The organism is Lentzea sp. NPDC058450, assembly GCF_042721395.1.
Classification (GTDB): domain Bacteria; phylum Actinomycetota; class Actinomycetes; order Mycobacteriales; family Pseudonocardiaceae; genus Lentzea.
The window spans coordinates 138015-150577 of record NZ_JBHXLO010000009.1 but is presented as its reverse complement, the minus strand read 5'-3'; the positions used below and the strand labels follow the sequence as shown (position 1 = coordinate 150577).

The 12563-nt window shown below is 71.6% G+C and carries 15 protein-coding genes; 8 read left to right on the top strand and 7 right to left on the bottom strand.

Going from position 1 to position 12563, the window contains the following annotated elements:
• The first annotated feature begins 9 nt into the window (after positions 1–9).
• Positions 10–1050 (top strand): NAD-dependent epimerase/dehydratase family protein, encoded by a 1041-nt coding sequence (locus tag ACFWNN_RS16955; protein WP_382440840.1) that lies wholly within the window; start codon positions 10–12, stop codon positions 1048–1050.
• Here ACFWNN_RS16955 and ACFWNN_RS16950 read toward each other — a convergent pair.
• A complete protein-coding gene (locus ACFWNN_RS16950) occupies positions 1037–2212 on the bottom strand; it encodes a hypothetical protein (RefSeq protein WP_382440839.1) in 1176 nt (391 codons plus the stop codon). The genes ACFWNN_RS16955 and ACFWNN_RS16950 overlap by 14 nt on opposite strands.
• A 121-nt stretch (positions 2213–2333) precedes the next feature.
• Between ACFWNN_RS16950 and ACFWNN_RS16945 the strand changes: the two genes are divergently transcribed.
• The 4 genes from ACFWNN_RS16945 to ACFWNN_RS16930 are packed head-to-tail and all read left to right on the top strand — an operon-like array spanning position 2334 to position 5255.
• Entirely contained in the window at positions 2334–2972 is a 639-nt protein-coding gene (locus ACFWNN_RS16945) for a glycosyltransferase family 2 protein (RefSeq protein WP_382440838.1), read from the top strand.
• Complete coding sequence (locus tag ACFWNN_RS16940; protein WP_382440837.1) at positions 2969–3616, top strand: DUF2064 domain-containing protein; 648 nt, start codon at positions 2969–2971, stop codon at positions 3614–3616. The genes ACFWNN_RS16945 and ACFWNN_RS16940 overlap by 4 nt, the downstream gene beginning before the upstream one ends.
• Positions 3616–4212: a class I SAM-dependent methyltransferase gene (locus tag ACFWNN_RS16935; RefSeq protein WP_382440938.1), complete on the top strand. Its 597-nt coding sequence runs from the start codon at positions 3616–3618 to the stop codon at positions 4210–4212. The genes ACFWNN_RS16940 and ACFWNN_RS16935 overlap by 1 nt, the downstream gene beginning before the upstream one ends.
• Complete coding sequence (locus ACFWNN_RS16930; RefSeq protein ID WP_382440836.1) at positions 4209–5255, top strand: molybdopterin-dependent oxidoreductase; 1047 nt, start codon at positions 4209–4211, stop codon at positions 5253–5255. Before ACFWNN_RS16935 ends, ACFWNN_RS16930 begins: the two co-directional genes overlap by 4 nt.
• Here ACFWNN_RS16930 and ACFWNN_RS16925 read toward each other — a convergent pair.
• The 3 genes from ACFWNN_RS16925 to ACFWNN_RS16915 form a co-directional block, all read right to left on the bottom strand.
• Entirely contained in the window at positions 5245–5484 is a 240-nt protein-coding gene (locus tag ACFWNN_RS16925) for a hypothetical protein (RefSeq protein WP_382440835.1), read from the bottom strand. The genes ACFWNN_RS16930 and ACFWNN_RS16925 overlap by 11 nt on opposite strands.
• A gap of 136 nt (positions 5485–5620) precedes the next feature.
• The gene (locus tag ACFWNN_RS16920) at positions 5621–6436 is read right to left on the bottom strand and encodes an ABC transporter permease (protein WP_382440834.1); all 816 of its coding nucleotides are present in this window, start codon (positions 6434–6436) and stop codon (positions 5621–5623) included.
• On the bottom strand, positions 6436–7296 hold the full coding sequence (locus tag ACFWNN_RS16915; protein ID WP_382440833.1) for an ABC transporter ATP-binding protein: 861 nt from the start codon (positions 7294–7296) through the stop codon (positions 6436–6438). Before ACFWNN_RS16915 ends, ACFWNN_RS16920 begins: the two co-directional genes overlap by 1 nt.
• A gap of 99 nt (positions 7297–7395) precedes the next feature.
• Between ACFWNN_RS16915 and ACFWNN_RS16910 the strand changes: the two genes are divergently transcribed.
• Together ACFWNN_RS16910 and ACFWNN_RS16905 are read left to right on the top strand one after the other, a co-directional pair.
• The gene (locus tag ACFWNN_RS16910) at positions 7396–8445 is read left to right on the top strand and encodes a sensor histidine kinase (RefSeq protein WP_382440832.1); all 1050 of its coding nucleotides are present in this window, start codon (positions 7396–7398) and stop codon (positions 8443–8445) included.
• On the top strand, positions 8442–9086 hold the full coding sequence (locus tag ACFWNN_RS16905) for a response regulator (RefSeq protein ID WP_382440831.1): 645 nt from the start codon (positions 8442–8444) through the stop codon (positions 9084–9086). The genes ACFWNN_RS16910 and ACFWNN_RS16905 overlap by 4 nt, the downstream gene beginning before the upstream one ends.
• On the opposite strand, the gene ACFWNN_RS16900 is transcribed toward ACFWNN_RS16905, so the two are convergent.
• Positions 9072–9692, bottom strand: a complete 621-nt coding sequence (locus ACFWNN_RS16900) for a DJ-1/PfpI family protein (protein WP_382440830.1) — start codon at positions 9690–9692, stop codon at positions 9072–9074. The two genes, ACFWNN_RS16905 and ACFWNN_RS16900, sit on opposite strands and share 15 nt — an antisense overlap.
• Positions 9692–10630, bottom strand: a complete 939-nt coding sequence (locus ACFWNN_RS16895; RefSeq protein ID WP_382440829.1) for a GlxA family transcriptional regulator — start codon at positions 10628–10630, stop codon at positions 9692–9694. The genes ACFWNN_RS16900 and ACFWNN_RS16895 overlap by 1 nt, the downstream gene beginning before the upstream one ends.
• A 105-nt stretch (positions 10631–10735) precedes the next feature.
• On the opposite strand from ACFWNN_RS16895, the gene ACFWNN_RS16890 reads away from it, so the two are divergent.
• Entirely contained in the window at positions 10736–11743 is a 1008-nt protein-coding gene (locus tag ACFWNN_RS16890) for a GDSL-type esterase/lipase family protein (protein WP_382440828.1), read from the top strand.
• Here the strand turns inward: ACFWNN_RS16890 and ACFWNN_RS16885 are convergent.
• Positions 11740–12528: a carboxylesterase family protein gene (locus ACFWNN_RS16885; RefSeq protein WP_382440827.1), complete on the bottom strand. Its 789-nt coding sequence runs from the start codon at positions 12526–12528 to the stop codon at positions 11740–11742. The genes ACFWNN_RS16890 and ACFWNN_RS16885 overlap by 4 nt on opposite strands.
• Positions 12529–12563: the final 35 nt, after the last annotated feature.

Below are 12563 nucleotides of genomic sequence, written 5' to 3'. Positions count from 1 at the left end.
GGTCGGTTCATGCGAGTACTGATCACCGGCGGGGCCGGGTTCATCGGGTCGCACGTCGCGGACGAGCTGACCTCCCAGGGCCACGACTGCGTGGTGCTCGACGCGTTGCTGCCCGAGGCCCACGGCGCCGTTCCGCTGCTGGAGCACGAACTCGTCGTCGGCGACGTGACCGACCCGGACGTGCTGCGACCTCTTCTGTCCTCTGTGGACGCCGTGTGCCACCAGGCGGCCATGGTCGGGCACGGCGTCGACCCGTTCGACGCGCCCTCCTACGCGCGGCACAACGACCTGGGCACGGCGGTGCTGCTGGCCGAGATGCACCGGGCCGGGGTGTCGCGGCTGGTCCTGGCGTCTTCGATGGTCGTCTACGGCGAGGGCCGCTATCGGTGCCTCACGCACGGGATCGTGCGCGCCGAACGCACGGCCGCCGACGTGGCGAACGGAATGTACGAGCCGCGGTGCTTCTGCGGTGACTTCGTGGTGTCGGAACTGGTGCCCGAGGACGCGCCGCTGGAGCCGCGCAGCACTTACGCCGCCACGAAACTCGCGCAGGAGCACCTGGCGGTGGCGTGGGCGCGGCAGACCGGCGGGAGCGTGTGGGCGTTGCGCTACCACAACGTCTACGGGCCGCGGATGCCGCGCGACACCCCGTACGCGGGGGTGGCCTCGATCTTCCGGTCCGCCCTGCAGAACGGGGTCGCACCGCGGGTGATGGAGGACGGGCGGCAGCGGCGGGACTTCGTGCACGTCACGGACGTGGCGCGGGCCAACGCGCTGGCGCTCGCGTCGCCCCGGCCGGGTTTCGAGGCCGTGAACGTCTGCTCCGGCACCCCGCACACGATCGGCGACCTGGCGTTCGCGCTGGCCGACGCGTGTGGCGGGCCGGCGCCGGAGATCGTGGGCGGGGCACGGGCCGGGGACGTCCGGCACGTCGTCGCGTCTCCGGCGAAGGCGCTGGAGGTGCTGGGGTTCGAGGCTCAGGTCGGGTTCGAGGACGGGGTGCGGGAGTTCGCCTTCTCCGCGCAACGGGAGCCGGTCACCAGTTCGTGAGCACGAGGTGGTTCACCGCCAGGGCCGTGACGGCCTGGGCGGTGAGCCACCTCTTGTGGTGGTCCAGCTTGGCCGTGCCGACGAGCAGCCAGGCCGCGAACGGCAGCCAGATGCGTTCGGTCTCGGCCTTGCTGAGGCCCGACAGGTCGGCCGCGAGGATCGCGAGGCCGGCCGCGAGGATCCACTTGTCCTTGCGCAGGCCCTTGATCCCGGCCGGGCCGAGGACGAGCGCGAGCGCCGCCAGGTTCGCCCACACCCAGTACCAGTACGGCCTGGTGTCGCCGATGCCCTGGTAGTAGCGGAGTTTGACGAGCTCGTAGCCGTCGAGCCACCAGAACCCGCCGATCGCGAACGCCCCCACGACGGCGAGCACGCCCGCGAGGGCCCAGCCGATCTTCTTGAAGTCCTTGCCGAGGGCGACGAGGGCGAGCGGGGCCAGCAGCACCAGTCCGTACGACAGGAACAGGCACCAGCCGAGCACCACGCCGCCGAGCACAGGCCACCGCGTCAGCAGGTAGATGCCGACCGCCACCACGCCCAGGAACATGCCGTCCGCGGACGCGCCCACCCAGACCGCGCCGGGGAACAGCACGAGGAACGGCAGCACGGCGTTGTTGTTCACTGCCTTGGGGATCGCGACGACGGCGAGCGAACCGACCAGGACGCAGAACAACGACGCCGCCGCTCCGCCGCCGAGCCCGATGCGGTCGAGCAGCGTGAACGTGAGCAGCGCGCCCGGCGGGTGACCGGAGACGTGCGTCGTCCACGAGTCGGGCTGGAAGTCGGGGATGCGCGCGGCGAACCCCCTGAGCATCGCCGGGATGTCGGTGATTCCCGGCACCTCGTGCAGGTACTCGTCCTCGGTGGTGAGCCTGGTGACGAACCGGCCCCAGCCGTCGATCATGGCCAGTGAGAAGGTGAACGCCACCGAGGCCGCGTACGCGATCGGCAGCGCGAACCTGTGCTGGGCCAGCTCAGGTCCCTTGGCCACGACGAGGAACGCGATCAGGATCGCCGCGGGCGTGCCGGGGCCGACGTGCGGCTGCCAGTCGCCGAACAGCGGTGCCGCGGCGGCGAACAGGACTCCGGGATCGTTGACGTTGACGACGACCCCGGTGATGATGGCGGCAGCGACGAGCAGGCCTGCGATGACTAGACGCACCGCGCCCAACCTAGGGGGTCCGGGTGGCCGTCGCAGAGCTCGCAAGACAACCGTAAGAACTCTTTCGTGCGTCACAATTCCGTAAGCACCACAACACTTTCCCGTGGTCCAAGGTGGACCCATGGATGTCGTGTTGCCCTGCCTGGACGAGGCCGCCGCACTGCCCGCGGTCCTCGCCTCCCTGCCTCCCGGCCACCGCGCGATCGTGGTGGACAACGGATCTGCCGACGGCTCGCCCGCCGTGGCCGCCGCATGCGGTGCCCTGGTCGTGCACGAAACCCGGCGCGGCTACGGCGCCGCCGTGCACACCGGCCTGCTGGCCGCCACCGCGGACGTGGTGGCGTTCGCCGACGCGGACGGGTCCCTCGACCTGGCCGAACTGCCCGCGATGGCGGCTCTTCTGCACGATGCGGACCTCGTGGTCGGCCGGCGCAGGCCCGTCGACGCCGGTGTCTGGCCCTGGCACGCACGGGCCGGCAACGCCGTGATCGCGTCCTTGTTGCGGCGCCGTGGTTTGGCCGTGCACGACATCGCGCCGCTGCGCGTGTGCCGCCGGGAAGCGTTGCTGGCGCTGGACGTCCAGGACCGCGCCTTCGGCTATCCCCTGGAGCTCCTGGTGCGCGCGGCCGCCGCCGGGTGGCGAGTGGTCGAGGTCGACGTGACCTACCGGGCCCGCGCCGCCGGCACGAAGTCGAAGGTGTCGGGCTCGGTGCGCGGCACGATGCGCGCCGCCCGCGACATGGCGGGGGTGCTGCGATGAGGTTCTGCCTGCTGATCATGGCCAAGTCGCCGATCCCCGGCCAGGTGAAGACGCGCCTGTGCCCGCCGTTGACCCCTGCGGAGGCGGCGGACGTGGCGGCGGCCTCCCTGCTGGACACCCTGTCGGCCGCCCTGGACACGCCGGGTGCCGTGCCGGTGGTGGCGCTGGCGGGGGTGGTGCGGCGCGAGGACGTCCGGGACGCGCTGGCGGAGTGCCTGGTGATCCCGCAGCGGGGTGACACGTTCGCCGAACGGCTGGTGCACGCGCACGCCGACGTGGCGCGGTACCGGATGCCGGTGCTGCAGATCGGCATGGACACGCCGCAGGTGACACCGGAGTTGCTGGAGTCGTGCGGCGAGTTCGGGGAGGCGGCGCTGGGGTTCGCCGAGGACGGCGGGTGGTGGGCGCTCGGGTTGCGGGACCCGCTGCGGGCGTCGGTGCTGCGGGACGTGCCGATGTCGCGGTCCGACACCGGAGTGCGGACGCTGGAGGCGTTGCGGCCGTTGAGGGTGCGGACGCTGCCGACGCTGTCCGATGTGGACACGGTGGAGGACGCGCGGGCGGTGGCGCGGGAGATTCCGGGAAGCAGGTTCGCCGCGGCGCTGCTGCGGACCGGAGCAGCGCGGACGGTGGTGACGTCGTGATGTTCGACCAGGCCCTGCGCGGCCGCCCCAGCTGGCTCGACCTCCCCGGCGTCACCTCGCGCGAGCTCAGCGTCGCCCGGTGGCAGGCCGACGCCGACGACGGCGACGCCGTGCTGCTCGACGCCTGCTCCGGCCCCACCCTCGACGTCGGCTGCGGACCCGGCCGTCTCGTCACCGCCCTGGCGAACAGAGGCATCCACGCGCTCGGCGTCGACGTCTCGCCCGAGGCCGTCCGGCGCACCACGGCGCGGGGCGGGATGGCGATCCGGCGGGACGTGTTCGGTCCGCTGCCCGGCGAAGGGCGGTGGCGGCACGTGCTGCTGGCCGACGGCAACATCGGCATCGGCGGCGATCCGGCGGCGCTGCTGCGGCGCGTCCGGCGGTTGCTCGGGCCCAGCGGAACCGTGGTCGTCGAGGTCGAGGCGCCGGGAACCGGGCTCACGGTCGGGCTGGCGCGGGTGCGGACGGCGGACTCCTGCGGGCAGCGGTTCCCGTGGGCGTGGAGCGACGCCGAGTCGGTCGCGGCCGACGGGTTCTTCCTGCTGTGGCAGGTGGAACGGGCCGGGCGCTGGTTCGCGTGCTGGGAGCGGTTGTGAGACTTCCCGTGTTCAAGGCGCCCGCGCACCACGTCGGCGTGACCAGCCGGGTCGGCACGTGGCTCGGCATCGCGTTCGGGTTGTGCTTCGTCACCGGGCTGATCAGTCACGGCGTGCAGCACGACTGGCCGTGGCCCACCCGCCCGGTCAACCTCTACCGGATCACGCAGGGGGTGCACGTGATCTCCGGCGTGGCGGCGGTTCCGTTGCTGCTGGCCAAGTTGTGGAGCGTGTACCCGAAGCTGTTCGAACGGCCGCTGGTCAAGTCCGTGCCGCACGCGCTGGAGCGCGGGTCGATCTTCGTGCTGCTCGGGGCGTCGTTCTTCGAGCTCGTGACCGGGCTGTTCAACGCGGCGCAGAACTACCCGTGGTCGTTCTACTTCCCGACGGCGCACTACGCGGTGGCGTGGATCGCGATCGGGTCGATGCTCGTCCACATCGCGGTGAAGATCCCCGTGGTCCGGCGGACGCTGGAACCGAGGTCGGAGGAGCGGACCGTGTTGTCGCGCAGGGCTTTCCTGCGGACCACCGCGCTCACGACCGGGGTGGCGGTGGTGGCGACGGCCGGGGTCACGGTGCCGTGGCTGCGCAAGGTGTCGGTACTGGCGTGGCGGTCGGGCAGCACGTTGCCGGTGAACCGGACGGCGGCGGCCGCGAAGATCGTCGTGCCCGACGGCTGGCGGTTGAAGGTCGGCGCCGAGGCCTACTCGCTCCAGGACCTGCGGGCCATGCCGCAGACGACCGTCGAGCTGCCGATCGCGTGCGTCGAGGGGTGGAGCCAGAACGCGACGTGGACCGGGGTGAGGGTGCGGGACCTGGTGAGCGGCGGGGACGTGCGGGTCGAGTCGCTGGAGAAGGACGGGCTGTACCGGGCGACGACGTTGCCGGAGGCGTTCGCACAGGACCCGCTGACCTTGCTGGCGCTCGAACTCGACGGCGAGGAGCTGAGTCCGGACCACGGGTACCCGTGCCGGCTGATCGCCCCGAACCGGCCGGGTGTGTTGCAGACGAAGTGGGTCACGTCGCTGGAGGTCACGGCATGAGCGCGAACACCGGCACGAACCCGGCCGTACTCGGCGCGCGGGTCGCGATCGGCGCGGCGGGCGTGGGGCTGGGGGCGTGGGGCGCCTGGCTGCTGCTCCCCCAGGTCACCCTCGAACTGCTGCTCTGGCTCGGCGGAGGCGTCGTCCTGCACGACTTCCTGATCGCCCCGCTGGTCGGCCTGTCCGGGTTCGTGGTCAAACGCCCGTCCATCGGCGTCGGCCTGGTCACGACCGGAGTGCTCGGCCTCCTCGCGGTCCCGTTGCTGTGGCGCGAGCACAGCGGCCCGGTCAACCCCGGCCTGCACGACCGCGACTACCCCACCGGAGTCGCGGTCGCACTCGGCATCACCTGGGCCGCCGTGGCCCTATACGAGGTCGCGGCGCACCTTCAGCAGCGTCGCCGCGCCCACGAACACCACGACGTACCCGAGGAGGAACACCGCGGCGGTGGTGCCGCTGAGATCGGTCAGCACGCCGGGAGCGCCCTGCCCGCCGACGGCTCCGGCGAGGTTGCCGGCCGAACCACCGGGCAACACCTTGGTGAGGGTCTCGACGGGTCCGAGCAGGGAACCCACGCCCCGCAACAGGTTCTCCGTCACGATCGCCCACATCAGCCCGAGCCCGACGGCCAGCGCGGGGCCCTTGGTGACGACGCCGAGGAACACCCCGAACCCCGTCCACATGGCGGCGATCAGCAGTGACGCGCCCAGCGCCTCGACCGCGTCCCAGCCCGGCAGACTCCAGTCCCAGCCCTCTACCGACGCGATCACCACAGACGCGCTGAGGTTCACCGCGAACGTCAACGCCACCAACAGCACGACGACGACCGCCAACGCGCCCAGGGTGCCCGCCATCGCCGACACCCGGCGCGGACCGGCGGTCAGCGTCGTCTTCCAGGTGCCCCAGCCATAACCGCTGCCGACCGCCAGCGCGGCCAGCACCAGGATGATCGCGCCGCCGAACATCGGCAGGCCGCGCACGACGGCCAGGCCGACGTTCTCCGGCTGCATCGCGCTGATCAGCTGCTGCTGCGACATCGAGCGCGTGTTGGTGCCGCCGTTCAGGGCCAGGTAGTTGAACACGTAGCCGAACGTCAGCGTCATCACCAGCCAGACGCCGATCAGCACCCAGGTCGCCGGCCACTTCCACAGCCTCAGCAGCTCCGCCTTCACGCTGCCCATCACGCCGCTCCCGTCATCTCGAAGAAGACCTCTTCCAACGTCCGGCGCAGCGGCCGGACCTCCTGCACGTCCACGTCGGCGGCCACCAACGTCCGCACGAGCGCGCCCGCGTCCGTCTCACGCACGTGCAGCACGTCGCCGTGCCGCGTGCTGCCCTCGATCAGCACGAGCGCCTTCTCCAGCGGGTCGGCGCGGATCAGCAGCACGGAGTCGCCGCGCAGCTGCTCGACGGTCGACTCGGCCACCAGCTTCCCGGCCGAGATCACGCCCACCCGGTCGCAGATCTCCTCGACCTCGCCGAGCAGGTGGCTCGACAGCAGCACCGTCTGGCCCTGCGCGGCCAGCGCCCGCACCAGGTCGCGCATGTCGGCCATGCCCGCCGGGTCGAGGCCGTTGGTCGGCTCGTCGAGGATCAACAGCTCCGGCTGGCCGAGCAGGGCCGCGGCGACGCCGAGCCGTTGCTTCATGCCGAGCGAGTAGCGGCGGAACTTCTCCCCCGCCGCGCCTGTCAGGTCGACCTGCTTCAGCGCCGCCTCGACCTCCGACGGCCGCACGCCCCTGCGGTGGGCGTGCACGCGCAGGTTGTCGCGCCCGGACAGGTACGGGTAGAAACCGGGTCCCTCGATCAGCGACCCGACCTTGAGCAACGCTCTGGGCGTGCCCGGCGCCTCGCCCAGCACGCGGGCAGATCCGCTGGTCGGCTTCACGAGCCCCAGCAGCATGCGGATCGTGGTCGTCTTGCCCGCGCCGTTGGGGCCGAGGAACCCGTAGACCTCGCCCCGCCGCACGGACAGACTGACCTCGTCCACCACGGCGCGGTCGCCGTAGCGCTTCGTCAGCTTCTCCGTCGTCACGATCATGCGGACAACACTGGCCGCCGGCGAACCCGAAAGCGTCCGCTCCGGAGCGTCATGAAGATACGCACATCTGCGTACGCGCCCGGTCGTATGGTCAGGGCCATGCGGATCAAATGGCAGGACATCGCCCTCACGGTGGTCCTGCTCGTCTTCGGCCTCGGCGGCACGCGGTTCGCGGCCCGGTTGCAGGGCGCCGAGCAGCTCGACGTCCTCGGCTACCTGCTGATCACGGTGGCCGCGGCAGGCCTGCTGTTCCGCTCGGCGCGTCCGCTGTGGACGGTCGGGTTCACGACCGTCGCCATCGCCGTCTACCTGGCGCAGGGCTACCCGTTCGGCCCGATCCTGATGAGCGGCGTCGCGGCCATGTACGCGGTGGCGGTGTACGCGCGCATCGAACTGGCCGCGGGCAGCGCGCTCGTCTACGCACTGGCGATCCTGCCGTGGTGGAACGACTCCATCACGTCGTGGATCACCTGGTCGGCGGGCTGGATCCTGCTGCCGGTCGCGGCGGGCGTGCTGATGAAGCTGCGCAAGAAGTCCGTTGTGGACGTTCGCGAACGGGCCGTGATCTCCGAACGGCTGCGGCTCGCCCAGGAGGTCCACGACGTCGTCGGCCACGGGCTCTCGGTGATCGCGATGCAGGCCGGGGTCGCCCTCTACGTGCTGGACAAGGACCCGGCGAAGGCCCGCGCGTCCCTGGAAGCCATCCGCTCCACGTCGAAGGAGGCGCTGGAAGGCCTGCGGTCCGAACTGGACACCCTGCGCGGCTCGGCCCCGCTCACCCCGACCATCACCCTCGCCGACCTCCCCGCGCTGGCCACGCGGATGCGCGAGGCGGGCCTGGAGGTCTCCGTCGAGGTCGAGGACGTCGACCTGCCCGAGACCTACCAGCTCGCGGTCTACCGGATCGTGCAGGAGTCGCTGACCAACGTGCTGCGGCACTCCTCCCCCGGCGTCACCGCGGCCGTGAAGGTCTACACCGTGCGCGGCGACCTGGTCGTGCACGTCACCGACACCGGCACGCCCACGGCGTTCGTCGAGGGCCACGGCATCACGGGCATGCGTTCGCGAGCCGAAGCGCTGCAAGGCACGCTGGAGGTCACCGGATCGCACGGCTTCGCGGTGATCGCCCGGATACCGTTGCCGTCATGATTCGCGTGGTGGTGGCCGACGACCAGCCGCTGGTCCGGATGGGGCTGCGGACGTTGATCGAGACCGAGGACGGCGTCGCGTTCGCCGGCGAGGCCGCCGACGGCCGCGAGGCGCTCCAGCTGATCCAGGCCGCGAAACCGGACGTGGTGTTCCTCGACATCCGCATGCCGCTGATGGACGGCCTGGAGGTGCTCAGGCGCGTCTCCGCCGACCCCGCCTGCGCCGACGTGCGGATCGTCATGCTCACCACGTTCGACCTCGACGAGTACGTCTTCGAGGCGCTGCGCACCGGCGCGTCCGGGTTCCTGGTCAAGGACTCCGACCCGACGGACCTGCTGCGGGCCGTGCACGTGGTGGCCGACGGCGGATCGCTGCTCTCGCCGTCCGTCACGCGCCGCGTGATCGAGCGGTTCGCGTCCGGCGCCTCGGCCCGGCCGGTGCCGCACCTCGACAAGCTCACCGAACGCGAGCGGGAGATCATGCGGCACGTGGCGTCCGGCGCGTCCAACGACGAGATCGCCGCCGTGCTGGTGATCTCGCCCGCGACGGTCCGCACGCACGTGTCGCGGGCGATGGTGAAGCTGGGCGCACGCGATCGCGCCCAGCTCGTGGTGTTCGCCGTCCAGTCAGGCCTGACCTGACGCGAACGCGGCCCTGAGGCCCGCGGCGATCTCCGGCGGGATCGAGTCGTAGGCGCGCGGCGGCTGCGGGTCGTACTCGATGCCCACCTGCACGGCCTGCGCGACCATCTCTCCGAACTCGGCCTCGACCAGCCGCAACGCCATGTCGATGCCCGCGGACACGCCCGCGCCGCTGACGACCTTGCCGTCGAACACGACCCGGTCGGTGCTCACCTCGACCCCGCGCACCTCCAGGTCCTCGCGCGCCGCCCAGTGCGTGGTCGCCTTCGCCACCAGCCCGGCCTCGGCGAGCAAGGTCGAGCCGGTGCACACCGACGTGGTCCACTTCGTCGTCGGGTGCACCTCCCGCAGCCACTCGACGACGCCGCCGGAGTCCTTCAGCAGTTCCTTCCAGTGCCCCGACCCCGGCACCACCACGATGTCGGTGGCCTTCAGCGAGTCGAACGTGTCGGTCGGCACGACGGTCAGCCCGCTGTCGCACCTCACCGGGTCGAGGGTCGCGGCGACGAACCGGGTGTTCACCACCGGCACGGCGCCGAGCACCTCGTACGGGCCGACGAAGTCGAGGCCGGTCATGTTCGGGTAGAGCACGAAAGTGGCGTCCATCAGGCAACCCCAGTGGTCCGGAAGCGGGCGCGGTAGCTGCCCGGCGACACGCCGAGCACGCGCAGAAAGGCCCGTCGCAGGGTCTCGGCCGAGCCGAAGCCCGACTGCCGTGCGACGAGGTCGAGCGAGTCGCCGGTGCTCGCCAGCCGGTCGGCGGCGGCCTCGACGCGGGCGCGTTCGACGTACTGCGCGGGCGAGGTGCCCACGCTGCGGGAGAACACGCGGGCGAAGTGCCGCACGCTCATCATGGCCTTGCGGGCCATGACCGGCACCGTCCACTCCCGCGTCGGATCGGCGTGGATGTCGTCCAGCAACGCGCGCAGCGAACCGTCCTCCACCGGCTTGGCGCGGGTGTGGACGCTGAACTGCGACTGGCCGCCGGAGCGTTGCAGGAAGACGACCAGGTACTGCGCGATCTTGCGGGCCAGCGCGGGCCCGTGGTCCTGCTCCACCATCGCCAGGGCGAGGTCGATGCCCGCCGTCACGCCCGCCGACGTGGCCACCTGGCCGTCGCACACGAAGATCGCGTCCGGCTCCACCTCGACACCGCGGTTCTCCAGCTCGCCGGTGAACGCCCAGTGCGTCGTCGCCCGCTTGCCGTCGAGCAGCCCGGCCCCGGCGAGCACGACCGCGCCGGTGCAGACGCCCGCGACCCGGCGGGAGCGCAACGCGAGGCGGCGCAGGTTCGTCGTGAGCACCGCGTCGGCCGCGGCCTCGTCGTAGCCCCAGCCGCCCACGACGAGCAGCGTGTCGATCGGACGGTCGAGCGTGCTCAGGTCTGCGCCGGCCTCGATGCGCACCCCGGCCGTGGCGACGAACGGCTCTCCCCCCAGCGTGGCGATCGTGACCTGATAGCGCTGCTCGCGGTAGTTCGCGGCGGCGAACACCTCGATCGGTCCCGCCAGGTCGAGCAACGCCGTGCGGTCGTACCCGACCACAACTATTTCCCTCGGATTCCCCACACCTCCACTTTCCCCATGACCGGCCGGGGCGGCAACGCCACATCTCCCTCGCATTCGGCCACGCCCGTAAACTGGTGCGCGATGCGCAAAACGCTCTTCCTCGCTGCGATCGGCCTGCTCACGATCCTGCTGGTCGTGAGCGACCACGTGTTCCCGCCGCCCTCGGAACCGGACCGCGAGACCCGCACCGCCGTCGTCGCGCTCGGCGACAGCACGATGTCGGGCGAGGGCGCGGGTTCCTACGAGCCCGGCACCGACGGTGAGGAGGGCGGCGACTGGTGCCACCGCTCCCGTGACGCCGAGATCCTCAAGACCGAGTTCCAGGCCGACCAGAAGATCAACCTGGCCTGCTCGGGCGCCAACTCCGACAAGCTGCGCAACGAACAGCTGCCCAGGCTGCGCCAGATCGCGGGCGCCAACCAGGTCACCGCGATCGTCGTGGCCATCGGCGCGAACGACGACCCCCGGTTCTCCGAGATCCTCAACAAGTGCTTCGAGGCGTGGGGCAAGCGCAGCGACTGCACGTCGTCCGTCGCGCCGGAGTGGACCAAGCGCGTGAAGCGGATGATCCCCAAGGTCGAGAACACCCTGAACGCCATCCGCCAGACCATGCGCGACTCCGGCTACCTCGACTCGCAGTACCAGCTGGTCGTGCAGTCGTACGCGGCGCCGGTGTCACCGAAGATGCCGCGCTCGCTGCAGAACCTCTCCGGCTGCCCGCTGCGCACCACCGACCTGGAGTGGGTCGTCGAGGAGGCCGTGCCGGAGCTGTCCAACGGCCTGCGCACGGCGGCGACGAAGGTCAACGCCCGGTTCCTCGACCTGGCGCGCGCCGGCGAGGGGCACGAGGCGTGCGTGGGAGGCGACGACCCGTCTGAGGAGTGGTTCACCCGGCTGTCGGTGGACTGGGAGGGGCTGCGGGACGAGCGGCGCGCCTCACACGCGTTGCAGGAGTCGTTCCACCCCAACGCCCTCGGGCACGAGCAGATCGCCCGGTGCCTGAGCGAGTTCCTGGCGTCGCCGGAGAAGCGGGACGGGGCGTGCGTGCCGAAGCTGGACGGCTCGCTCGGCCTCTCGACCGAGGGCTAGACCCAGAGCTTGAGCTCGTCGCGGTCCCAGCCGGGATCACCTGTGCGCGCGAAGTCGGCCCACGCCCGCGCGATGTCGCCGCGGAACATGTCAGGGACGTCCGCGCCGTGGTGCGCCGGATGCCGGGCGTAGATCGACCGGAACGCGCCGCGATGCTCGTCGGCGAGCCTCATCGTGGGGCGCTGGAACAGTTCCACGTCCTCGTCGGCCGTGTGGCACACCATCAACTCGACATCGCACGGGCCTTCCAGCGGGCTGCGCGGCAGCGTGTCGCCGTCCACGATCGGTTGGTACAGCACGACTTCCGGGTCGGCGGCCCGCTGCACCCGCACGGCTTCGGCCGGCGTGAAGAACCGCCCGGCGAGGCTGTGCACGATCGCCCGGTGGAACAGGCCCGCGGCCGACGGCATCACCATCAGGCTCGCGACGGTCTGCGCCCCGGACGACTGGCCGGCGACGGTGACGTTGTACGGATCTCCCCCGTACCGGGCGATGTTGCGCTGGATCCACCGCAGCGCGGACACGACGTCGAGCAGCCCGCGGTTGTGCTGGACTCCTTCCAGCGCGCCGTAACCGTCCTCCGCGAGCCGGTAGTCGCAGCTGACGAAGACGATGCCGAGGGACGCCAGGAAGTCGCCGGCGTACTCCGGTTGGGACGAGGAGCCGACGGTGTTCGCGCCGCCGTGCACCCACAGCAGCACCGGCGCCGGACCGTCCACTTCGGACCAGACGTTCAGCGTGTGCGCGTCCCCGAACGCGCCGGTCGGCTCGCCGTCGCGGTCCACCGGTGGGTGGAGGCGGAGCGAGCCGACCGGGGGTT

What these genes read in the sequence shown, in the direction of transcription:
- ACFWNN_RS16955 (WP_382440840.1), top strand. Translation starts at nt 10, where the DNA reads ATGCGAGTACTGATCACCGGCGGGGCCGGGTTCATCGGGTCGCACGTC.
- ACFWNN_RS16945 (WP_382440838.1), top strand. Translation starts at nt 2,334, where the DNA reads ATGGATGTCGTGTTGCCCTGCCTGGACGAGGCCGCCGCACTGCCCGCG.
- ACFWNN_RS16940 (WP_382440837.1), top strand. Translation starts at nt 2,969, where the DNA reads ATGAGGTTCTGCCTGCTGATCATGGCCAAGTCGCCGATCCCCGGCCAG.
- ACFWNN_RS16935 (WP_382440938.1), top strand. Translation starts at nt 3,616, where the DNA reads ATGTTCGACCAGGCCCTGCGCGGCCGCCCCAGCTGGCTCGACCTCCCC.
- ACFWNN_RS16920 (WP_382440834.1), bottom strand. Translation starts at nt 6,436, where the DNA reads ATGGGCAGCGTGAAGGCGGAGCTGCTGAGGCTGTGGAAGTGGCCGGCG.
- ACFWNN_RS16915 (WP_382440833.1), bottom strand. Translation starts at nt 7,296, where the DNA reads ATGATCGTGACGACGGAGAAGCTGACGAAGCGCTACGGCGACCGCGCC.
- ACFWNN_RS16910 (WP_382440832.1), top strand. Translation starts at nt 7,396, where the DNA reads ATGCGGATCAAATGGCAGGACATCGCCCTCACGGTGGTCCTGCTCGTC.
- ACFWNN_RS16905 (WP_382440831.1), top strand. Translation starts at nt 8,442, where the DNA reads ATGATTCGCGTGGTGGTGGCCGACGACCAGCCGCTGGTCCGGATGGGG.
- ACFWNN_RS16900 (WP_382440830.1), bottom strand. Translation starts at nt 9,692, where the DNA reads ATGGACGCCACTTTCGTGCTCTACCCGAACATGACCGGCCTCGACTTC.
- ACFWNN_RS16890 (WP_382440828.1), top strand. Translation starts at nt 10,736, where the DNA reads ATGCGCAAAACGCTCTTCCTCGCTGCGATCGGCCTGCTCACGATCCTG.